This window comes from Microbacterium sp. bgisy189 (genome assembly GCF_057707225.1).
The window spans coordinates 324,849-346,344 of sequence record NZ_JBYIPT010000003.1; the positions used below are offsets into that span (position 1 = coordinate 324,849).

A 21,496-nucleotide genomic window follows, 5' to 3' on the forward strand; every position below is an offset into this window, starting at 1 on the left:
AAAGCGCTTTAGTCAGATTGTGACAACGACGGACATGAACCCGTCGCTGCTGACGCCCAGGGCCTACTGCGGCGCGAGGCCGAGATCGTCGAGGTCGATCGCGGCCAGCCACTGCAGCCCCTCGGCTTCGACTGCGGCCTGCGCGCCGGTCTTGCGGTCGACGATGACAGCGACGGCCACCGGCTCGGCACCCTCGCGACGCAGCGCCTCGACGGCCTTCAGCGCCGACTGCCCCGTCGTCGACGTGTCCTCGACGACGACGACGCGCTTGCCCGACACGTCGGCGCCCTCGACCTGGCGACCTCGGCCGTGGTCCTTCGGCTCCTTGCGCACGACGAACGCGTCGAGGGGGCGGCCCGCGCGCACCGACTCGTGCATGACGGCGTTGGCGATCGGGTCTGCGCCGAGCGTGAGCCCGCCGACCGCCACGATGCCGTCGACGTCGCGGATCAGGTCGAGCATGATGCGCCCGATCGCGGGTGCGGCGCGGTGGTCCAGGGTGAGCTTGCGCATGTCGACGTAATACGACGCCTTCTTGCCGCTCGACAGGGTGAAGTCACCGTGGAAGACGGCCTCGTCGCCGATGAGCGTGATCAGCGCCTGGCGGTCGGATTCGAGCTCGGGAGACGAAGAGAAGGTCATGCCCCCGAGTCTACGGAAGGCCCCGCCCGGCAACCGCGCTCCGGCATCCGAACTCCTCAAGAACCGGGGATCTTTCACCGAAACGCTCCCATCCAGGCCTTGACGCGCCAATAGATTGAGGAGTCCCGCACACCGTCGGCGTCGCTGCCGACCGGAAGGACCACCATGACGCGCATCGGCATCGTCGCTGAGCAGCCAGCAGAGCACAGGGTCGCCGTCTCGCCCCTGACCACGGAGAAGATCATCGCCCTCGGCTATGAGGTCGTCGTCGAGCAGGGGGCCGGGGCGGGCGCGAGCTTTCCCGACGACGCGTACGTCGCCGCCGGCGCCGAGATCGTCGACCGTCAGACCGCGTGGTCCTCAGCCATCGTGCTGAAGATCGCCGCGCCGGTGGATGCCGAGATGTCGCTGCTGCAGCCGGGCACCACCGTCATCGGACTGCTCGCCCCCGCACTGCGCCCCGAACTGCTCGAGGCGCTCGCGGGGCGCGGCGTCACCGCCCTCGCGATGGATGCCGTGCCGCGCATCTCACGCGCGCAGTCGATGGACGTGCTCAGCTCGATGGCGAACATCTCGGGCTACCGCGCCGTCGTCGAGGCGGCGCACGAGTTCGGTCGCTTCTTCACCGGTCAGGTGACCGCCGCAGGCAAGGTGCCGCCCGCCAAGGTGCTCGTCGCCGGCGCCGGTGTGGCAGGGCTCGCTGCGATCGGCGCGGCATCCAGCCTCGGCGCCATCGTGCGGGCCACCGACCCGCGCCCCGAAGTCGCCGACCAGGTCCGCTCGATCGGCGGCGAGTATCTCGAGGTCGTCGTCCCCGACGAGCAGAAGCAGGTCTCCTCCGACGGCTATGCGAAGGCAACGAGCGACGCCTACAACCGTCGCGCCGCCGAGATGTACTCCGAGCAGGCCGCCGACGTCGACATCATCGTGACGACCGCGCTCATTCCGGGGCGGGCCGCACCGCGACTGATCACGGCGGCGGATGTCGCGAGCATGAAGCCCGGCAGCGTCATCGTCGACATGGCCGCCGGCCAGGGCGGCAACGTCGAGGGGTCGGTCGCCGGCGAGCGCACCGTCACGCCGGGCGGCGTCACGATCCTGGGCTACACCGACCTGCCGGGTCGGCTCCCGCAGCAGGCGTCGCAGCTGTACGGCACGAACCTCCTCAACCTGCTGAAGCTGCTCACGCCCAGCAAAGACGGCACGCTGACCATCGACGACGACGACATCGTGCAGCGCTCGGTGACCGTTGTGAAGGACGGCACGATCACCTGGCCGCCGCCGCCCGCGCAGGTCTCTGCCGCGCCGGCCGCCGCAGCCGCCGCGCCACCGGAACCACCCGCACCGAAGAAGACGATGTCGCAGGGCGCGAAGACCGGGCTCATCGCCGCCGGTATCGCCGCACTGTTCGCCGTCTGCGCGTTCGCCCCTGCACCGCTGCCGCAGCACTTCCTCGTGCTGGTGCTGTCGGTCGTCGTCGGCTTCTACGTCATCGGCAAGGTCGCGCACGCCCTCCACACCCCGCTCATGAGCGTCACCAACGCGATCAGCGGCATCATCATCGTCGGCGCCATGGTGCAGATCACCGCCGATGACCTCGTCGTGCAGGTGCTCGCCGCGGCCGCTGTGCTGCTGGCATCCATCAACATCTTCGGCGGGTTCGCCGTGACGCGACGCATGCTCGCGATGTTCTCGAAGGAGGGCGACCGATGAGTCTCGCGATCTCGATCAGCACCGCGGCCTACATCGTCGCCGCGCTCCTGTTCATCCTGAGCCTCGCGGGGCTCAGCAAGCACGAGACGGCCCGCCGCGGCGTCGTCTACGGCATCGTCGGCATGGCGATCGCCCTGGTCGCGACCGTGTGGCTCGCCGCATCGGCCGCGTGGGGCACCACGTCGGGCACGATCGGCCTCACCCTGCTCGCAGCAGCGGTCGTGGTCGGCGCGATCATCGGCCTGTGGCGCGCGCGCGTCGTCGAGATGACGGGGATGCCGGAGCTCATCGCACTGCTGCACTCCTTCGTCGGTCTCGCGGCGGTGCTGGTGGGCTGGAACGGCCACCTGCACGACTCCGGCCTCACCGGGGCGCTGGCCGACATCCACCACGCCGAGGTGTTCATCGGCGTGTTCATCGGCGGCGTGACCTTCACCGGGTCGATCGTCGCGTTCTTGAAGCTGTCGGCGCGGATGGCGTCGAAGCCGCTCGTGCTGCCGGGCAAGAACTTCCTCAACCTCGGTGCACTCGTCGTGTTCGTGGCGCTGACGGTCTGGTACGTCATCACCCCCTCGCTCGCCCTGCTCATCGCCGTCACGGCGGTCGCACTGCTGCTCGGCTGGCACCTGGTCGCCTCGATCGGCGGCGGCGACATGCCGGTGGTCGTCTCGATGCTCAACAGCTACTCGGGGTGGGCGGCAGCTGCCGCGGGCTTCCTGCTGAACAACGACCTGCTCATCGTGACGGGTGCGCTCGTCGGCTCGTCGGGTGCGTACCTGTCGTACATCATGTGCAAGGCGATGAACCGGTCGTTCCTGTCGGTGATCGCCGGCGGCTTCGGCATCGAAGCGCCCAAGGGCGATGACGCCGACCACGGTGAGCACCGCGAGATCGACGTCGAGTCGGCGGCGGAGATGCTGGCATCCGCGTCGTCGGTGGTCATCACTCCGGGCTACGGCATGGCCGTCGCGCAGGCGCAGTACCCCGTCGCAGAGCTCACGCACCGGTTGCGTGAGAAGGGCGTCGACGTGCGCTTCGGCATCCACCCGGTGGCCGGTCGCCTGCCCGGGCACATGAACGTGCTGCTGGCCGAGGCGAAGGTGCCGTACGACGTCGTGCTCGAGATGGACGAGATCAATGACGACCTGGCATCCACCGATGTCGTGCTCGTGATCGGCGCGAACGACACCGTCAACCCGGCCGCCGCCGAAGACCCGGGGTCGCCGATCGCGGGGATGCCGGTGCTGCGCGTGTGGGAGGCGCAGAACGTCATCGTGTTCAAGCGGTCGATGGCCTCCGGCTACGCCGGCGTGCAGAATCCGCTGTTCTTCCGCGAGAACGCGCAGATGCTGTTCGGCGACGCGAAGGAGCGTGTGGAGGACATCCTCCGCGTCCTGTGACCCGGCGGGCGGGGTCGGCGGGGCGAAATAGGCTGGATGCATGCGTCTTGCCACCTGGAACGTGAACTCCATCCGCGCGCGCGTCGTGCGCACCGTCGACTTCGCGGTGCGCGAGCACGTCGACGTGCTGCTCATGCAGGAGATCAAGTGCAAGCCGGAGCAGTTTCCGTACGCCGAGTTCGAGGCGGCGGGCTACCACGTCGAGGCGCACGGACTGAACCAGTGGAACGGCGTCGCGATCGCCAGCCGTGAGCCGATCGAAGACCTCGAGATCGGCTTCCCCGGCATGCCCGGCTTCAGCAAGAACCCCGACGACCCGCATCCGCCGCAGGAGGCTCGCGCGATCGGCGCGACGATCGGCGGCGTCCGCGCGTGGAGCCTCTACGTGCCCAACGGTCGCTCGCTCGATGACCCGCACTACGCCTACAAGCTGGCGTGGCTGGAGGCCCTGCGCGAATACACGGCGACCACGCTGGCCGCGCAGCCCCACCTGCCCCTCGCGCTGACCGGCGACTTCAACATCGCCCCCACCGACGACGACAACGGCGACCCGACCGTCATCGAGGGCGTGACGACCCACGTCTCACCGCCCGAGCGGGCCGCGTTCCAGGCGCTCCTCGACGCGGGGCTGGCAGACACCGTCCGGCCGCTCGTGCCCACCGGCTACACGTACTGGGACTACAAGCAGCTGCGCTTCCCCCGCAACGAGGGGCTGCGCATCGACTTCATCCTCGGCTCCCCCGCGTTCGCGGATGCCGTGGCGGGTGCAGTCATCCACCGCAACGAGCGCAAGGGCGAGATCCCCAGCGACCACGTGCCGGTGATGGTCGACCTCGACCTCGACGGCGAGGACGACGACGAGCGCCCGATGATCTTCTGAGCGGCGGGACCCGCGTCGATAGGCTGACGGCATGGACACCGTGAACCCGCTGCTGCCGGCCGGATACGACATCGCCTGGTCGATCGTCGCAATCGCGATCGCGGTGTTCGCCGTGGTCGCGCTGGTGTCGCTCGCCCGGTCCGCGAAGCGCCTCACGACGCTTCAGGCGCTCGTGTGGACCCTGCTGGTGATCTTCGTTCCGCTGGTCGGCGCCGCCGCGTGGCTGTTCGTCGGCCGCCGCGCAGTCGCTCCCTCGCGCACCTGACCGCGTCACCGTCGCCCGGCCCCGATTCGATCCGCCGTGCGGGGGATGCCGGTGCCCGCCGTGCGCCGTAGCGTTGGAGCCATGTCGATAACGGATGCGGCCGTCACACGACGGCATCCCCCGACGTCCGGCCAACTGCAGGCGGACGTGTGGCTTGCGGGCGCGCTGCTGCTCGGCGCCGTGCTGAGCGCCTGGCTCGGACAGATCGCAGGCGTCTTCTACGAAGAGGAGACGCCGGGCCTCGGCTGGGCGCTGCTCTACACCGCCGGCATGACGGTGCCGTTGGCCGTGCGACGTCGCTTTCCGTGCACCGTGCTCATCGTCGTCGCGGTCGCCTACTTCGTCGCGATGAGCGCACGGGTGCCCGAGTTCTACGTCAGCCAGATCGCCCTGTTCATCGCGATGTACACCGTCGGCGCGTGGGTCGACGACCGGCGGCGCGCGACCGTCGTGCGCGTCATCGTCATCGCGGGCATGTTCGTGTGGCTGCTCGTCACGATGTTCCAGGCCGCGACCGACCCGGCGGAGGGCGCACTGTCGCAGGCCGGTGCGATGTCGCCGTTCGTCGCGTTCTCGCTCATCAACCTGCTCGTCAACGCCGCCTTCTTCGGCGGCGCCTACTACTTCGGCGAGCGCGCGTACGCGCAGGCGATCGCCCGCCTCGTCATCGAGGAGCGCACCGCTGAACTCGAACGGGAGCGCGAACTGACGGCAGCACAGGCCGTCGCGCTCGACCGGGTGCGCATCGCCCGCGAACTGCACGATGTCGTCGCCCACCACGTCTCGGCGATGGGCGTGCAGGCCGGCGCTGCCCGCACCGTGCTCGACCGTGACCCCACCGCCGCGCGCACCGCACTGGCCGGCATCGAGACGTCGGCGCGAGCGGCGATCGACGACCTGCACCACCTGCTCGACACGCTCCGCACACCGGATGCCGACACTCCCGACGACTCGACCCTGTCACTCGCGACGATCGACGACCTTGTCGCGCATGCCCGCGAGAACGGCCTCCCGACGACGCTCACGGTCGTCGGCGAACCGGTCGAAGTGCCCGCCCTCGTGCAGGTGAACCTGTATCGCATCGCGCAGGAGGCGCTCACGAACGCGCGCCGCCACGGCGGGCCCGAAGCCACCGCCGACGTGCGCCTGCGCTACGCGACCGACGCGGTCGAACTCGAAGTCACCAACACGGGACTCAACCGTGCCGGCGGTCGCCCCGGCCTGGGGCTGGTCGGCATGCGCGAGCGCGCCGCGGCATCCGGCGGCACCGTCGAGGCGGGCCCACGTCCGCGCGGCGGGTTCCTCGTGCGGGCACGAGTGCCCGTCGCCGCCGCGGCCCCGGCGGGAGCACCCGCGTGATCCGCGTGCTGCTGGTCGACGACCACGCCGTCATGCGGGCGGGGTTCCGGATGATCCTCGAGGCCGAAGACGACATCACCGTCGTCGGCGAAGCGGGCACGGGGACGGCGGCGGTGGCCGCGGCATCCGAACTGCACCCCGACGTCATCTGCATGGACGTGCAGATGCCCGACATGGACGGGCTCGAGGCGACCCGGCGCATCGTCGCCGACCCGGCCGTCGCGTCGGCCGTCGTGATCGTCACGACCTTCGACCGCGACGACTACCTGTTCCAGGGGTTGTCTGCCGGGGCGAGCGGCTTTCTGCTGAAGAACGCGGGCCCCGAAGACCTGGTCGCCGCCGTGCGAGTTGCGGCGGCGGGCGATGCCCTGCTGGCGCCCGCAGTCACGAGGCGGGTCATCGAGCGGTTCGCGGGAACGAGCGACCCCATCGGGGCTGCCGAGCCGGCGCCCCCGGCATCCGGCATCGCCGTCGACCTCACCGACCGTGAGAGCGAAGTGCTGCGCCTGCTCGCGCAGGCCTACAGCAACGGCGAGATCGCGAAGGAACTGTTCATCGGCGAGGCCACCGTGAAGACCCACGTGTCGAACCTGCTGCAGAAACTCGGCGCCCGCGACCGCGTCGCCGCCGTCGTCTACGCCCACCGCCACGGCCTCGCCTGAGGGCTGAGCCCCGGCGTGCACAACGTCGCCAATCCGGTGCGCTGAGCGGTCGAGCGGCCCGGTTCCAGGGCACCGGGCTGCGGAATGGCGACGTTGTGCACGCGACCTCGGCGTGCGTCTCCCCCGGCACCCCCGGCATCCCCCGGCATCCCTCCGACGGCGGATGCCGGGGGATCCGCCGCGGGACGGATGTGTGGCGGGCGCGGGGTTCGTAGCGTGGAGGCACGACATCCCCGAGGAGGCACCATGCTCGAGCTGACGGGCATCACGAAGAGCTACGGCGGTCGCCGCGTGCTCGACGACATCACGTTCACGGTCGCCCCCGGGCGGCTCACCGGCTTCGTCGGAGGCAACGGCGCCGGCAAGACCACCACGATGCGCATCGCGCTCGGACTGCTCAGCCGCGACGGCGGCACCGTCACGATCGACGGTGAGCCGGTCACGAGCGCCGACCGCCGCCGCTTCGGCTACATGCCCGAAGAGCGCGGGCTGTACCCGAAGATGAAGGTGCTCGAGCAGATCGTGTACCTCGCCCGCCTGCACGGATTCTCGAAGGCGGATGCCACGGTTCGCGCCCGCGCACTCCTCGAAGAGCTCGGGCTCGGCGAGCGCCTCGACGACAACGTCGAGACCCTGTCGCTCGGCAACCAGCAGCGCGCGCAGATCGCGGCATCCCTCGTGCACGATCCCGAGGTGCTCATCCTCGACGAGCCGTTCTCTGGCCTCGACCCGATCGCCGTCGAGGTGGTCGCCGGGGTCCTGCAGGCCCGCGCCGCGCAGGGCGTCGCGGTGCTGTTCTCGTCGCACCAGCTCGATGTCGTCGAGCGCCTGTGCGATGACCTCGTGATCATCGCCGGGGGCACGATCCGCGCCGCCGGCACCCGCGACGGGCTGCGAGCCGAGCACGCGCAGAACCGGTTCGAACTCGTCTCGGCAGGCGATGCCGGCTGGCTGCGTGACGTGCCCGGGGTCGAGGTGCTCGAATTCGACGGCGGCTACGCCGTGTTCGACGTCGACAGCGACGAGACCGCCCAGATCGTGCTGCGCCGTGCCATCGACGGCGGCGACGTCGCGAGCTTCGCACCGCAGCATCCGTCCCTCTCGCAGATCTTCAAGGAGGTCATCCGATGAGCACCGCACCCGCCCCGTCGTTCCTGCAGAGCGTCTGGCTCGTCTCCGAGCGCGAGATCGGCTCGAAGCTGCGCAGCAAGGCGTTCATCATCTCGTTCGCCATCCTGTTCCTGGCGGCGCTCGCCCTGGTGGTCTGGGGAGGCCTCCAGGCACGCGACACGTCGGGCACGCCCGTCGCCGTCACGGCCGACGCCGAGCAGTACGTCGCCGGTGTGCAGGGCCTCGAGGTCACCGAGGTCGGCAGCCGCGCCGACGCCGAAGCGCTCGTGCTCGCCGGCGATGTGGATGCCGCGGTCGTCGCCGACAGCGCATCGCCGCTCGGGTTCGCCGTGCTCGCCGAAGACTCCGCCCCGACATCCCTGCTGATGTCGCTCGCCGAACTGCCGCCGGTCGAAATGCTCGACCCGTCGTCGACCGACGCGATGCTGCGCTACTTCGTGGCGCTCGGCTTCGGCATCGTGTTCCTCATGTCTGCGCAGCTGTTCGGGTCGACCATCGCGCAGTCGATCGTCGAAGAGAAGCAGACCCGCGTCGTGGAGCTGCTGCTCTCGGCGATCCCGGTGCGGGCACTGCTTGCCGGAAAGGTCATCGGCAACACGATCCTCGCGATGGGGCAGATCCTCATCCTGGCGGCGATCGCCGTGGTGGGGTTGACCGTCACCGGGCAGACCGCCCTGCTCGGCGGGCTCGGGGCGCCGCTGGCGTGGTTCGCGGTGTTCTTCCTGCTCGGGTTCGTGCTGCTGGCGGCGATGTTCGCCGCCGCGGCCGCGATGGTCTCGCGGCAGGAAGACATCGGATCGACCACGACACCGCTGATCTTCCTCATCATGGCGCCGTACTTCTTGGTCATCTTCTTCAACGACAACCCGCTCGTGATGACGATCATGTCGTACGTGCCGTTCTCGGCGCCGGTCGGGATGCCGATGCGCCTGTTCCTCGGCGAGGCGCAGTGGTGGGAGCCGCTGCTCTCGCTGCTGATCCTGGCCGCGACGTGCGTCGCCGCGATCGTGGTCGGGGCGAAGATCTACGAGAATTCGCTGCTGCGCATGGGCGCCCGGGTCAAGCTGCGCGAGGCCCTCGCCGGCTGAACCCCGGCGTCCGCGCCTGCCCCGGCATCCGCCCGCCGAGAAACCACCCCTGCTGCGACACACGCGTGCAGGGGTGGTTTCTCACGTCGGTGTGGTTTTCGCGGCTCAGCGTTCGACGAGGATGCCGTCGGCGTCGGCCCACACATGCGCGCCGGGGCGGAACGCGACCCCGCCGATCTCGACGACGACGTCGACCTCTCCGACGCCGTCCTTCGCGCTCCTGCGGGGGTTCGACCCGAGCGCCTTCACGCCGAGCGGCAACTGCCCGATCGCCTCGCGGTCGCGGATCGCACCGTTGACGATGACGCCCGCCCAGCCGTGCTCGACGGCGGATGCCGCGATGAGGTCGCCCACGAGCGCCGACTCGAGCGACCCTCCGCCGTCGACGACGAGCACCGCACCGTCTCCCGGTGTGGCGAGCGTCTGCTTGACGAGCGCGTTGTCGCGGTGGCAGCGGATCGTGCGCACCGGCCCGTCGAACGCGACGTGTCCGCCGATGTCGTGAAATTGGATGCCGACCGAGTCCAGCTCGTCGCCGCGCTCGTCGTAGAGGTCTGCCGTCGCGATGCCCATGCGTTCACCGTACGCATGCCCGCACGCGTTGCGGACTCCGCGACGCTGCGAAGATCGGCCGGACTTCTGTGACGCAAAAGCTCGCACCGGGAACATCCGGCCACTGCATCCGGTTGCATGGATCGGGACGACGGTGTCTCGGCATTGTTCAGACACCTTGAAGGACCTCCCATGACCGATCTGCTCGACCGCACCGCACCCACCGACACCCCGATCCTCGACGTGCTCTCGCAGCGCTGGAGCACCCGCGCGTTCGATGGCGCCACCGCGATCGATGAAGACGCCCTCGCGGCAGCGCTCGAAGCGGCACGCTGGTCGCCGTCCGCGTTCAACAACCAGCCCTGGCGGTTCATCGTCGCGCGACGCGGCAGTGACGCACATGCCAAGGTCGTCGACTCGCTCGTCGCGTTCAACCAGGCCTGGGCTGCGTCCGCGGGCGCGCTCGTCGTGTTCGTCGCCGAACTCTCACGCGACGGCCGCGAGTTTCCGTCAGCGCTCTACGACCTCGGCCAGGCCGCGGCGCACTTCACCGTACAGGCCCACTCGGGCGGGCTCGCCACGCACCAGATGACCGGCTTCGACCCCGACGCCGTCGCCGCCGCATTCGGCCTTGACGGCGACCTGCGCCCCTTCACGGTCATGGCCGTCGGCGCTGCCGGCACCATCGACGACGCTCCGGTCGCCAGCCGCGACGGCGAGCGGGCACCTCGCGTGCGCCGACCGATCGTCGAGTCGGCCGTCGTCAACGCCTGACCCCGGCATCCGCCCGGCCCGCGCGCTGACCCATCCGGCGCGAACACAACTGCGGGGATCTCGCCCGACACGCCGTCGACCCATCGAGCCTGACGGCGTGTCGCGGCGGATCCCCGCAGTTGTGCACGGGGGGGCGGCGTCCGTCGGCCAGGCAGCCCGGCTCAGGCGCCGGGCGGGTTGAGGTCGGGGTGGGTGATGACCACCAGCGAGTAGGGGTCGCCGTCGGGATCGGGCGGTGCGTCCTTGTAGCGGGCGAACAGCGCCTGCACCGCCTCGTGCAGTTCGGCGCGGTGCTCGGCGTTCAGCTTGAGGCCGAGCCAGCCGAGTTCGACGTGTGCCGGGTCGGCGAGCGCGACCTGCTGGCGGACCGTCTCCATGAGCACGGCGGTGCCGTTCTCCATCGGCGCGTCCCAGGAACGCCCCGTCGCCAGGTACGGCACCTCGCGAGCGCCCTGCGCGCCGGTGCGCTCGGGCTGCGGCGCGAGGAACCCGGCATCCACGAGCGTGCGCACGTGGTGGAGCATCGTGCCGGGATTGACCTGGAGCAGGTCGGCGAGTTCTTTATTGGTGCGCGCGTCGAACCGGCACAGGCGCAGCGCCCGCATCCGCAGCGGTGAACTCAGCGCGCGGGCTGCCGCGCGTGCCTCTGCATCGTCCATGCGGCCAGCGTAGCCGACTGATTGACACTTCCCAATCGATCGGCGCATACTGATCGAGATGTCTCAATCAGTCGATGCAGCGGACGGCACGAACGGCCCCGACGGAACGGATGCCGCGGCGCCCGCCCCGTCGCTCTGGCGCGACCGCAACTTCGTCACGATGTGGGGCGGCCAGGCGCTCAGCCAGTTCGGTGCGCAGATCGTCGAGCTCGCCCTCCCGGTGCTCGCGGTGCTGCTGCTGCACGCCACCGAGGCGCAGGTCGGCTACCTCAACGCGGCCTCGATGGCGGCGTTCCTCGTCGTGGGACTCCCCGCCGGCGCGTGGATCGACCGCATGCGCAAGCGGCACGTCATGATCTGGGCCGACGCCGTGCGCGCCCTCGCGCTGACCGCGGTGCCTGCGCTGCACCTGCTCGGCATCCTCGAAATGTGGCACCTGTACGTGGTGGCGCTGATCGTCGGCATCGCGACGGTGTTCTTCGACGTGTCGTACCAGTCACTCGTGCCCTCGCTCGTGCAGCCGAAGCAGATCGCCGACGCCAACGGCAAGCTCGAGTCGACACAACAGCTCGCGGGGCTCACCGGTCCCGCGATCGCCGGCGGGCTGGTAGGACTCATCAGCGCACCGATGGCGATCCTCGCGACGGTCGGCACCTACATCGCGTCGATGATCGCGCTGCTGTCCACACGCGACCACGAAGAGCGCCGCGCCCCCGAAGACCGCGCACCACTGCACCGCGAGATCGCGGAGGGCCTGCGCTGGGTGTTCGGCAACCCGCTGCTGCGACGCATCGTGGCGACCACCGCGATCTCGAACCTCACCAGCACCCTCGTCTTCACACTGACGCCGATCTTCTTCCTGCGCATCCTCGGATTCTCGCCCGAGCTGATGGGCCTGTTGTTCTCGCTCGGCGCGGTCGGCGGACTGCTCGGCGCGATCGCAACGCCGCGGCTCGTCTCGCGGTTCGGCGAAGCCCGCCTCATCCCGCTGAGCGCGATCGGCTTCAGCCTCGCGATGGTGCCGTTCCCGCTCGCCGCGATCCTCCCGACCCCCGCCGCATTCGTCATGCTCGTGCTGCAGGGGATGCTGATGGGCTTCGGGGTGCTCGTCTACAACATCACGCAGGTGACGTTCCGCCAGCGGATCACGCCGCCGCGCCTGCTCGGGCGGATGAACGCCAGCATCCGCTTCTGCGTCTGGGGCGTCATGCCGCTCTCGGCGCTCGCCGCCGGCTGGCTCGGCACGTGGCTCGGCACGGTCCCGACCCTCTGGATCGGCACCGTCGGCGCGCTCCTGTCAGCGCTCCCCGTCGTCATCGGCCCGTTCTGGCGCCTCCGCAACCTCCCCGACGCCCGGGAGGCTTAGGTCGTGAGCACCAGCGCGGAGCCGTCCGGGGCGACGTCGACGCGCACGATGTCGCCGTCATGGATGCCGCCGGCCAGCAGCGCGCGGGCCAGGCGGTCCTGCACCTCGGTCTGGATGAGGCGGCGCAGCGGCCGGGCGCCGTAGATCGGGTCGTAGCCGCGCTCGGCAAGCCACGCCCTGGCATCCGGCGTGACGGCCAGGGTCAGCCGTCGCGACCCCAGCCGGCGCTGCAGCGCGTCGACCGACAGTTCGACGATCTGGGCGAGGTCGGCCTCCGACAGCGGCTGGAACACCACGACGTCGTCGAGCCGGTTCACGAACTCGGGGCGGAAGGCCTGCCGCACGAGCGCCAGCACCTGCTCGCGCTTGTCATCCATGGACAGGGTCGGGTCGATGAGGATCGGCGAGCCGAGGTTCGAGGTGAGGATCAGGATGACGTTCGTGAAGTCGACCGTGCGGCCCTGGCCATCGGTGAGCCGCCCGTCGTCCATGACCTGCAGCAGCACGTCGAAGACCTCGGGGTGCGCCTTCTCGACCTCGTCGAGCAGCACGACTGAGTATGGGCGACGCCGCACCGCCTCGGTGAGCTGCCCGCCCTGCTCGTAGCCGATGTACCCGGGAGGGGCGCCGACGAGCCGGGCGACGGAGTGCTTCTCGCCGTACTCGCTCATGTCGATGCGCACCATCGCGTGCTCATCGTCGAAGAGGAACTCGGCGAGCGCCTTGGCGAGCTCGGTCTTGCCGACACCGGTCGGCCCGAGGAACAGGAACGAGCCGGTGGGCCGGTGGGGGTCGCTGATGCCCGCGCGCGAACGGCGCACCGCATCCGATACGGCCCCGACCGCCTCCTTCTGCCCGATGAGGCGCTTGCCGAGCTCGGCCTCGAGGTGCAGCAGCTTCTCGGATTCGCCCTGCAGCAGTCGCCCGACGGGGATGCCGGTCCACGCCGCGATGACGGCGGCGATGTCTTCATCGGTGACCTGCTCGTTGACCATGCGCTCCTCGGCCGGGTCGGCCTCGGCGCGTTCGGCGTCGGCGACCTCCTGCTCGAGGCGCTTGATGGTCTCGTACTCGAGCTTCGACGCGCGCGCGTAGTCGGCTTCGCGCAGCGCGCGGTCGCGCTCGGTGTAGGCCTGGTCGAGCTGCTTCTTGAGCTCGCCGACCCGGTTCAGGCCGGCGCGCTCCCGCTCCCAGCGCGCCTCGAGGGCGGCCAGCTCGTCGGATGCCGCGGCCATCTGCTCGCGCAGGGCGACGAGGCGTTCCTTCGAGGCGGCATCCTTCTCCTTCTTCAGCGCGAGCTCTTCGAGCTTCATGCGGTCGACCGACCGGCGCAGCTCGTCGATCTCGACGGGGCTCGAATCGATCTCCATCTTGAGGCGGCTCATGGCCTCGTCGATCAGGTCGATCGCCTTGTCGGGCAGCTGACGGCTCGGCAGGTAGCGGTTGCTGAGCGCTGCGGCCGCGACGAGCGCACCGTCGCTGATGATGACACCATGGTGCGCCTCGTAGCGACCCTTGAGTCCGCGCAGAATCGCGACGGTGTCTTCGACGCTCGGCTCGCCGACGTACACCTGCTGGAAGCGCCGTTCGAGGGCGGCATCCTTTTCGATGAACTCTCGGTACTCGTTGAGCGTGGTCGCGCCGATGAGGCGCAGCTCACCGCGCGCGAGCATCGGCTTGAGCATGTTGGATGCAGCGACCGATCCCTCGCCACCACCCGCGCCCATGAGCACGTGCAGTTCGTCGATGAAGGTGATGATGCGACCTTCGGACTCGGTGATCTCCTTCAGCACGTTCTTGAGGCGCTCTTCGAACTGCCCCCGGTACATGGCACCGGCGACGAGCGCCGAGATGTCGAGGGTGACGAGTTCTTTGTTCTTGAGCGACTCGGCGACGTCGCCTGCGACGATGCGCTGCGCGAGGCCTTCAACGACGGCGGTCTTGCCGACGCCGGGCTCGCCGATCAGCACGGGGTTGTTCTTGGTGCGGCGGGTGAGCACCTGGCTCACGCGGCGGATCTCACTGTCGCGTCCAATGACCGGGTCGAGCTTGCCCTGCCGTGCGCGGTCGGTGAGGTTGATCCCGAACTGTTCGAGGGCGCTCTGCTGCTCCTCCTGCGCGGGTGTGGGTTGTGCGTTCATGTGTACTCCTGAAATCCATGGCGCAATTCAAACTTGAGTCGCTTGCGCTCAACTTTACCACGTCGAGGGCACGTGGCCCAGGCTCTCGCGTCACGAGGCGACGGCGTCCGGCATTCGCTCGGCGTCGGCGCACGAGAAGCGCGCGCGGTAAGCGGTGGGGGTGATGCCGAGCGACCGCGCGAAGTTCTGGCGCAGCACGGCGGCCGACCCGAATCCGCATTCGTACGCGATCGCGTCGAGGCCCAGCTCGGTCTGTTCGAGCAGCCGCTGCGCCTGGATGAGCCGTTGACGGCCGAGCCAGGCGGCGGGCGTCGTGCCGTAGTCGGCCTTGAAGCGGCGGGCAAACGTGCGCGGCGACATGTGGGCCCGTGCGGCGAGTTGGTCGACCGAGAGGTCGTCGCGGAGGTTCTCGATCATCCAGTCGGTGACGGGCGACAGCGACTGCGACACGGTGATCGGCAGGGGCCGGTCGATGAACTGCGCCTGGCCACCGTCGCGCTGCGGCGGCACCACCATGCGGCGGGCGATCTTGTTCGCGGTCTCGGCCCCGAGCTCGATGCGCAGCAGGTGGAGGCACGCATCGAGGCCCGCGGCGGTGCCCGCGCTCGTGATGATGCGGCCGTCCTGCACGTAGAGCACGTCGGGGTCGACGTCGATCTTCGGGTACATGCGCATCATGTCGGCCGCATACCGCCAGTGCGTCGTCGCGCGGCGCCCGTCGAGCACGCCGGCGGCGGCGACGACGAACGCGCCGCTGCAGACCGTCAGCACCCACGCGCCGCGTTCGACGGCTCGTCGGACGACGTCGGTGACGCGGGCGTCGACGTGCGTCCAGCCCTCGCGCGGGATCGGGGTGATGACGACGAGGTCGGCCTCGTCGGCGAAGGCGAGGTCCGCGTCGACGTTCAGCGTGAAGCCGATGTTGCTGGACACGGCGCCCGGGTCGGGCGCGACGATACGGAAATCGAAGTTCGGAATGTCTTCGTCGCTGCGATCCAGACCGAAGGCCTCACAGGCGAGCCCGAACTCGAACGGTGCGAATCCGTCCTGCACGACACAGGCGACCGTCTTCATGGCAGTTTTCCTTTGTTGAGTGACTCTCCTGCCACTCATGGCAGGATCACATCAATCGTAGCGTTACTGCCATGATCACGCTCATCTTCTTCGCAGCCCTCGCCGCGACCGCAGTCGTCTGCTCCATCGTCACCGTCGCCCGCGACGGCTACCGCCGCATCCCAACCCACCCCTGATTCGTGAGAGGCTGGGCGCCATGACGACGCCGGATGACGCCACCGCCCAGCCCGCACCGCAGCCGCCGTACGCGGGCGCGCCGGCACAGCCGGGACAGGCGCCGGAGTACCCCGGCCACTACCAGGCGCAGTCCCCTGCGGCGCCGGCCCAGTCGGATGCCCTCGCCCGCATCGGCGTGGTACTCGGACTCGTGCCGCTCGTCGTCAGCTTCGCGCTCGGGTTCATCATTCCGGCACTCGTGAGCAGCAACGGCTTCGAGGTGTACAGCCTGGTCTACGGCGTCGCCAACATCGTCTCGCTCATCTTCGGCATCGGGGCGCTCGTCCTCGGCTGGATCGCCGCCGCCCGCAAGAGCGCCAATCGGCTCTGGGCCGGCATCGCCATCGGCCTGGGCGGGGCGACGGTGCTCGGCTTCCTCGTGAACACCGTCTCCAGCCTGATCGCCTCGGCCTTCTGACGCCTTCGATCAGCGGCGCGCGAGCCCGGCCACGGCGTCGAGCAGGATGCCGGCCGACCGCGTCCAGGTGAACTGCGCGATGTGGGCCGAGCCCGCGGCGATCACGCGGGCGCGCTCGGACGGGTCGTCGAGGCTGCGCACGGCTGCGGCGAACGCTGCCGGGTCGTCGGGGTCTGCGTAGCGCGCGCCGTCACCGGCGACCTCGCGGAAGATCGGCATGTCGGTGACGACGGCGGGCACCCCGAGCGCGAGCGCTTCGGCGACCGGCAGCCCGTACCCCTCGTCGCGGCTGGCGGTGACGAGCACGGCATCGTCGGCGAGCGCCGCGGCGTACTCGGCGTCGGTGACGCCGCCGTGGAACCGCACCTCGACGCCGTGCGGCACGAGGTCTTCGAGCTCGGCACGGCGCTCGCGCGAGATGCGGCTGAGCAGGTGCAGCGTGCGGCCGGGCAGCGTCGCCATGGCGCGCACGAGCGTCGCGACGTTCTTGTAGGGCATGAACGAGCCCATGTAGACGAGGTTTCGCACCTCGCCGTCGCGCCGCACCGACACGCCGTCCGGCAGCAGGTCGGCGAGCCGCTGCGGCGCGTTGGGCACGACGACGACGGGGCGTTTCGTGAGGCGCACTTCGTCGAACTGCCGCTTGCTCTCCTCGCTCACCGTCGCGACGAGGTCGGCGGCGTTCAGCGTGAGCCGCTGCGGCACATAACTGAGGTGGAACAGCCGCCACCCGACGCGCACGTACCAGGGCAGGTCCTTCGGCGGCGTGCGGTGCCGGTAGTAGATCATGTCGTGCAGCGTCAGGATGAGGCGGTACCGGCGACCGAGTGCGCCGATCGTCTGCATCGGCGAGAACACGACGTCGGGTCGGTGCCGGTTCAGCACGAACGCCGTGAAGGGCTCCCGCACCGCAGTGGGCGCGTGGATGCAGAGCACCTCAGCGTCATCGGGCAGGAAGCGTCGCTGCGCCTCGTCGAAGATGAGGAAGGTCACCTCGACGCCGCGGCCAGCGGCATCCCGGTGCACGGCGGCGCCGAGCTCTGCCGAGTAGCGGCTGATGCCGTCGTGGAAGTCGGTGCGGATGTAGCGCGCGTCGAAGAACAGCCGCACCGGCGCCGCCGTCACGGTGCGACCGGTTCGCCCCGGTACAGCGCCTCGAAGGTGTCGAGGGTGCGGGCGATGTCGTGGATCTTCACGCCGTCGAGCGAAGCCTGCTGCATGCGCAGGTACTCGGCCGGTTCGGCGGTGAGCACGCGGCGCAGCTTGTCGGCGAGGTCGTCGGCGTCGCCCGGCTCGAACAGGTAGCCGTTCTCGCCGTCGTGCACGAGGTGCGGCAGCGCGACGGCATTGGCGGCGACGACGGGCAGGCCGGATGCCATGGCCTCCATCGTCGCGATCGACTGCAGTTCGGCGATCGACGAGATGGCGAACACGGTCGCCTTCGACAGCGTCGCGCGCAGTTCTTCTTCGGCGACGCGGCCGTGGAAGACGACCCGGTCCTGCAGGCCGAGTTGCGCGGTGAGCTGCTCGAGGTTGCGGTGCTGGTCGCCGCCGCCGACGATGTCGAACGTGACGTCGAGGTCGGCGAGCTTCGCGAGCGCGTGGAGGGTGACATCCACGTGCTTCTCGGTGGTGAGCCGGCCGACGAACAGGATGCGCTTGTCGGCCTTCTCTCCGAGCTGCGGCGTGTAGTTCGAGGCGTCGATGCCGCAGCTGATCGGGATGACCCCCGAGATGTCGATCGTGCGCTCGAGGAACTCGGCCGCCCGTCGGGTGGGCGTCGTGACGGCGCGCGACATGTCGAAGGTGCGCTTGGCGTCATCCCACGCGGCCTTCAGCATCACCTTGTCGAGCAGCGGCGGCAGCGTCGTGAAGTCGATGATGTTCTCGGCCATGACGTGGTTGGTGGCCACGACCGGGATGCCGCGCTGATTCGCGATGCGGGTGAGTCCGCGACCGATGACGATGTGCGACTGACTGTGCACGACGTCGGGCTTGATCTCGTCGAGGATGCGGCGTGCATAGTGCTTGGCACGCCACGGCAGCACGAAGCGCAGCCAGTCGTGCGGATACCAGCGGTAGCCGGGCAGTCGGTGCACCGTGACAGCCTGGCCTTCGATCGTCTCGGTGTAGACGCCGGCGGTGCGGTGGGTCACGCTCGGCGTGACGACGTGCACGTCGTGTCCTCGTTCGACGAGCCCCGCCGAGAGTCGCTCGGCGAAGCGTGCGGCACCGTTGACGTCGGGCGCGAAGGTGTCGGCGGCCATCACGACGGTCAGCGGTCGGTTCGGGGTGCGGGCATCCAGAGATTCGGGTGTCGCGGGGGGAGTCACGGTCGGTGGCTGCCCTTTCTGTGCGGCGGCGCGCCCACTCTACCCGAGCACCCTGCACGCACCCCGGAGCCCGCGGGGCGTTTGCGGTGCCCCGCGCTTCGGCGGCTGCCACGTGACCGCCTACCCTGGAATCATGCAGCGACTGACCGCAGAGGCAGACCCGAACCGTTGGGTGCCGGTGACCGGTTCGCTCGGGCTGAAGGGGCGTCGCCACCGCAAGGCCGCGATCCGCATGCTGATGTCGCAGGCGGGTGCCCTCACCGGCACGACAGGACGCCGCGGCGGCGGGTTCGCGGCATGGGCGGCGAGCCAGGTGGCGCCGCTGCTCATGCGCAAGGCCGACGGCCGCGTGCTCGCGTGGGTGTGGAAGGCCGACCCCGAACTGCTCGTCGTCATGGCACAGATCCAGCAGGCGACACCGCAGCTGCGGGCCGCGCGCGCCATGATGCCGATGGAGTACGACGACACCGAGGACTTCCGCACCGCCCACCTCGGGCTCGGCGAGAAGCTCGCGATGCCGTTGCCGCCGCAACCGAACACGCCCCCGTTCGCGACCTACACGTGGGATCGCACAACGCACCTCATCACGGTGACCGCCGTCTGCAGCGACCGTGAGCGCTTCGGCACCGCGATCGGCGCCGTCGACGAGCTCGCCCGCACGCTGCGGGTGATCGACGACGTCGCGATCTCGGGCGACGGGAACGTGCTGCGGATCGATCCGTCATAACCCCTCGACGCGAAACAGCATCCGCGCCGTCAGTCCTCGTCGTCCTCCTGCGGGGGGCGCCAGAGCACGACCTCGGTCGCGCGGCGCACGCGCGTGCCGTGGCGCAGGGTGATGACCGCTCCGCTCGCTCCGGCCGCGAACACGCGGGCGCCGCGACGGTGGTCGACCTCGTCGCGGACGCGCTGCTCGAGGTCGCGCACCTGCCGTCGCAGTGCGCGCACTTCGTCTTCGAGTTCGAGGATGCGTGCGATCGCGGGCAGGCTCATGCCGTCGGCCGACATCGCCGCGACCTGTCGCAGCTGGCGGACGTGGCGCAGGGAGTAGCGTCGCGATCCGCCGCGGGTGCGTTCGGGCACGACGAGGCCGAGGCGGTCGTACTGCCGCAGGGTCTGCGGGTGCATCTCGGCGAGGTCTGCGGCCACCGCGATCGCAAGGATCGGGGCGTCCTCGTCGACCCGCTCGTCAGCCATGGCGGGCCTTGTTCATGAGGTCGGCGCGCGGGTTCTCTTTCGGCTCGAGCTGCTGGAAGCGCTCGAGCGCTTCGCGCGCCTCGTCATCGAGGTGTGCGGGCACTGCGACCTGCACCTCGGCGAGCAAGTCGCCGGTGCCCTTCGCGGTCTGCACACCGCGGCCCTTCACACGCAGCACGCGCCCCGAAGGCGTGCCGGGTGCCACCCGCAGTCGCACGGGCTCGCCATCGAGGGTGGGCACCTCGATCGTGGCGCCGAGGGCGGCCTCGGTGAAGGTCACCGGCACGGTCACGCGCAGATTGAGGCCGTCGCGGGTGAAGACGGAGTGGGGTCTGACGGTCACGCTCACGACGATGTCTCCGGGTTCGCCGCCGTCAGGCGACGGGCGGCCGCGGCCGCGCAATTTGATCTTCTGGCCGTCCTTCACACCGGCAGGGATCTTCACCTTGAACGGCTTGCCGTCCTCGCCCTGCAGGCTGATGGTGTCGCCCTTGGTGGCAGTGACGAAGTCGATCGTTGTGCGTGCCGAGACGTCGGCGCCGCGCTGCGGACCGCCGAAGCCCCGGAATCCGCCGGTCGACTGACCGAAGCGGCCCGAGCCGAAGCCGCCGCCCTGCTGGCCGAACATCGCGAAGATGTCATCGAAGTCGGCCTGCGACGTGCCACCGCGGCCCTGACCGAAGCGGCTGAAGACGTCTTCGAACCCGCCACCGCCGCCGCCGGAACCGGGCGCCTGAAAGCGGGCACCCGATCCCATCGCGCGGATCTGGTCGTACTCTTCGCGCTGCTCACGGTCGCTGAGCACGGCGTACGCCTCACTCATCTCCTTGAACTTCGCCTCTGCGGCGGCATCCCCCGGATTCGAATCCGGGTGATACTTGCGCGCGAGCTTGCGGTATGTCTTCTTCAGGTCAGCGTCGGAGACGTCCTTGGCCACACCCAGGACCTTGTAGAAGTCCTTGTCGAACCAGTCCTGACTGGCCATGTATCCTCCTACTCCGCCGGAACGGCGACGACGACCTTCGCCGGGCGCAGTTCGATACCGCCGAGGCGGTAGCCGACTTCAACGACCTCGAGCACGGTCGCGACCTCGGTGCCGGGTGTCGGCGCCTGGAAGATCGCTTCGTGCTGCTGCGGGTCGAACGCCTCGCCGGCCTCGCCGAACGTGACGACACCCATACGCTGCACGACGCCGCGCAGCTTGTCGGCGATCGCCGCGAACGGCGTGCCGGCCTCGAGGTCGCCGTGCTTCTCCGCACGGTCGAGGTCGTCGAGCACGGGCAGCAGCCCCTTGGCAACGCCACCCTTGGCACGCTCGATCTCGGTCTCGCGCTGGTCCTCGGTGCGGCGGCGGTAGTTGGCGTACTCCGCCTGGACCCGCTTGAGGTCCAGCAGCAGGTCGTGATCCTTGGCATCCGCGTCGGCGACCGTCGCGTCGTCGGTCTGCGTGGCGCCGAGGATGTCTTCGACGGTCAGCTCTTCTTCGCTGACACCGTCGGTGTCGGCTCCGGGCACGTTGCCGTCTGCGTCCTCCTGCGGGTCGGGGTCGGAGACCTGCGCCTCCGACCCCTCCTCGCCGAGGACCTCGTCGCCATCATCGGGCTGTTCGAAGTCCTTGTTCGTCAT

Annotated in this window: 22 protein-coding genes; 12 read left to right on the forward strand and 10 right to left on the reverse strand. The window is 69.8% G+C overall.

Going from position 1 to position 21,496, the window contains the following annotated elements:
• Positions 1 to 63: 63 nt before the first annotated feature.
• Positions 64 to 642 carry an orotate phosphoribosyltransferase gene (pyrE, locus tag AC3ENX_RS06775; RefSeq protein ID WP_434811104.1) on the reverse strand — a complete coding sequence of 193 codons (579 nt, stop codon included), beginning with the start codon at positions 640 to 642 and terminating at the stop codon, positions 64 to 66.
• 165 nt (positions 643 to 807) lie between these two features.
• Here pyrE and AC3ENX_RS06780 point away from each other — a divergent pair, with 165 nt between their 5' ends.
• The 8 genes from AC3ENX_RS06780 (at position 808) to AC3ENX_RS06815 (ending at position 9,140) form a co-directional block, all read left to right on the forward strand.
• Positions 808 to 2,355 (forward strand): Re/Si-specific NAD(P)(+) transhydrogenase subunit alpha, encoded by a 1,548-nt coding sequence (locus AC3ENX_RS06780; protein WP_434811105.1) that lies wholly within the window; start codon positions 808 to 810, stop codon positions 2,353 to 2,355.
• Positions 2,352 to 3,755, forward strand: a complete 1,404-nt coding sequence (gene pntB / locus AC3ENX_RS06785) for a Re/Si-specific NAD(P)(+) transhydrogenase subunit beta (RefSeq protein ID WP_434811106.1) — start codon at positions 2,352 to 2,354, stop codon at positions 3,753 to 3,755. The genes AC3ENX_RS06780 and pntB overlap by 4 nt, the downstream gene beginning before the upstream one ends.
• A gap of 40 nt (positions 3,756 to 3,795) precedes the next feature.
• Positions 3,796 to 4,635 (forward strand): exodeoxyribonuclease III, encoded by an 840-nt coding sequence (locus tag AC3ENX_RS06790; RefSeq protein WP_434811107.1) that lies wholly within the window; start codon positions 3,796 to 3,798, stop codon positions 4,633 to 4,635.
• Between the two features lie 31 nt (positions 4,636 to 4,666).
• Complete coding sequence (locus AC3ENX_RS06795) at positions 4,667 to 4,900, forward strand: PLDc N-terminal domain-containing protein (protein WP_434811108.1); 234 nt, start codon at positions 4,667 to 4,669, stop codon at positions 4,898 to 4,900.
• Positions 4,901 to 4,981: 81 nt separating this feature from the next.
• Positions 4,982 to 6,259, forward strand: coding sequence for a sensor histidine kinase (locus tag AC3ENX_RS06800; protein ID WP_434811109.1), 1,278 nt, complete (start codon positions 4,982 to 4,984; stop codon positions 6,257 to 6,259).
• Positions 6,256 to 6,921 (forward strand): response regulator, encoded by a 666-nt coding sequence (locus AC3ENX_RS06805; protein ID WP_434811110.1) that lies wholly within the window; start codon positions 6,256 to 6,258, stop codon positions 6,919 to 6,921. Before AC3ENX_RS06800 ends, AC3ENX_RS06805 begins: the two co-directional genes overlap by 4 nt.
• Positions 6,922 to 7,167: 246 nt before the next feature.
• The gene (locus AC3ENX_RS06810; protein ID WP_434811111.1) at positions 7,168 to 8,052 is read left to right on the forward strand and encodes an ABC transporter ATP-binding protein; all 885 of its coding nucleotides are present in this window, start codon (positions 7,168 to 7,170) and stop codon (positions 8,050 to 8,052) included.
• Positions 8,049 to 9,140, forward strand: a complete 1,092-nt coding sequence (locus tag AC3ENX_RS06815; protein WP_434811112.1) for an ABC transporter permease — start codon at positions 8,049 to 8,051, stop codon at positions 9,138 to 9,140. The genes AC3ENX_RS06810 and AC3ENX_RS06815 overlap by 4 nt, the downstream gene beginning before the upstream one ends.
• A 105-nt stretch (positions 9,141 to 9,245) precedes the next feature.
• Here AC3ENX_RS06815 and rraA read toward each other — a convergent pair whose 3' ends face one another.
• A complete protein-coding gene (rraA, locus tag AC3ENX_RS06820) occupies positions 9,246 to 9,713 on the reverse strand; it encodes a ribonuclease E activity regulator RraA (protein ID WP_434811113.1) in 468 nt (155 codons plus the stop codon).
• Positions 9,714 to 9,884: 171 nt separating this feature from the next.
• On the opposite strand from rraA, the gene AC3ENX_RS06825 reads away from it, so the two are divergent.
• Positions 9,885 to 10,466, forward strand: a complete 582-nt coding sequence (locus tag AC3ENX_RS06825; RefSeq protein ID WP_434811114.1) for a nitroreductase family protein — start codon at positions 9,885 to 9,887, stop codon at positions 10,464 to 10,466.
• A gap of 161 nt (positions 10,467 to 10,627) precedes the next feature.
• Here the strand turns inward: AC3ENX_RS06825 and AC3ENX_RS06830 are convergent, their stop codons facing one another.
• Complete coding sequence (locus AC3ENX_RS06830; protein WP_434811115.1) at positions 10,628 to 11,125, reverse strand: ArsR/SmtB family transcription factor; 498 nt, start codon at positions 11,123 to 11,125, stop codon at positions 10,628 to 10,630.
• A 58-nt stretch (positions 11,126 to 11,183) separates the two neighbouring features.
• Here AC3ENX_RS06830 and AC3ENX_RS06835 point away from each other — a divergent pair, with 58 nt between their 5' ends.
• Positions 11,184 to 12,491, forward strand: coding sequence for an MFS transporter (locus AC3ENX_RS06835; protein ID WP_434811116.1), 1,308 nt, complete (start codon positions 11,184 to 11,186; stop codon positions 12,489 to 12,491).
• Here AC3ENX_RS06835 and AC3ENX_RS06840 read toward each other — a convergent pair.
• Together AC3ENX_RS06840 and AC3ENX_RS06845 are read right to left on the reverse strand one after the other, a co-directional pair.
• Positions 12,488 to 14,632: an ATP-dependent Clp protease ATP-binding subunit gene (locus AC3ENX_RS06840; RefSeq protein WP_434811117.1), complete on the reverse strand. Its 2,145-nt coding sequence runs from the start codon at positions 14,630 to 14,632 to the stop codon at positions 12,488 to 12,490. The two genes, AC3ENX_RS06835 and AC3ENX_RS06840, sit on opposite strands and share 4 nt — an antisense overlap.
• 90 nt (positions 14,633 to 14,722) lie before the next feature.
• Complete coding sequence (locus AC3ENX_RS06845; protein ID WP_434811118.1) at positions 14,723 to 15,706, reverse strand: GlxA family transcriptional regulator; 984 nt, start codon at positions 15,704 to 15,706, stop codon at positions 14,723 to 14,725.
• 196 nt (positions 15,707 to 15,902) lie between these two features.
• Between AC3ENX_RS06845 and AC3ENX_RS06850 the strand changes: the two genes are divergently transcribed.
• Positions 15,903 to 16,340, forward strand: a complete 438-nt coding sequence (locus AC3ENX_RS06850; RefSeq protein ID WP_434811119.1) for a hypothetical protein — start codon at positions 15,903 to 15,905, stop codon at positions 16,338 to 16,340.
• Positions 16,341 to 16,349: 9 nt separating this feature from the next.
• Here the strand turns inward: AC3ENX_RS06850 and AC3ENX_RS06855 are convergent, their stop codons facing one another.
• Positions 16,350 to 17,450, reverse strand: a complete 1,101-nt coding sequence (locus AC3ENX_RS06855) for a glycosyltransferase (protein WP_434811146.1) — start codon at positions 17,448 to 17,450, stop codon at positions 16,350 to 16,352.
• Positions 17,451 to 17,461: 11 nt separating this feature from the next.
• Positions 17,462 to 18,673 (reverse strand): glycosyltransferase, encoded by a 1,212-nt coding sequence (locus tag AC3ENX_RS06860; RefSeq protein WP_434811120.1) that lies wholly within the window; start codon positions 18,671 to 18,673, stop codon positions 17,462 to 17,464.
• A gap of 133 nt (positions 18,674 to 18,806) precedes the next feature.
• On the opposite strand from AC3ENX_RS06860, the gene AC3ENX_RS06865 reads away from it, so the two are divergent.
• Positions 18,807 to 19,400: a hypothetical protein gene (locus tag AC3ENX_RS06865; RefSeq protein WP_434811121.1), complete on the forward strand. Its 594-nt coding sequence runs from the start codon at positions 18,807 to 18,809 to the stop codon at positions 19,398 to 19,400.
• 29 nt (positions 19,401 to 19,429) lie between these two features.
• Here AC3ENX_RS06865 and AC3ENX_RS06870 read toward each other — a convergent pair whose 3' ends face one another.
• From AC3ENX_RS06870 to AC3ENX_RS06880, 3 genes are read right to left on the reverse strand one after another with little or no spacing between them, the layout of a single operon-like run.
• Positions 19,430 to 19,870, reverse strand: a complete 441-nt coding sequence (locus AC3ENX_RS06870; protein ID WP_434811122.1) for a heat shock protein transcriptional repressor HspR — start codon at positions 19,868 to 19,870, stop codon at positions 19,430 to 19,432.
• Positions 19,863 to 20,855 (reverse strand): DnaJ C-terminal domain-containing protein, encoded by a 993-nt coding sequence (locus tag AC3ENX_RS06875; protein ID WP_434811123.1) that lies wholly within the window; start codon positions 20,853 to 20,855, stop codon positions 19,863 to 19,865. Before AC3ENX_RS06875 ends, AC3ENX_RS06870 begins: the two co-directional genes overlap by 8 nt.
• An 8-nt stretch (positions 20,856 to 20,863) precedes the next feature.
• Positions 20,864 to 21,496 (reverse strand): nucleotide exchange factor GrpE, encoded by a 633-nt coding sequence (locus AC3ENX_RS06880; RefSeq protein ID WP_434811124.1) that lies wholly within the window; start codon positions 21,494 to 21,496, stop codon positions 20,864 to 20,866.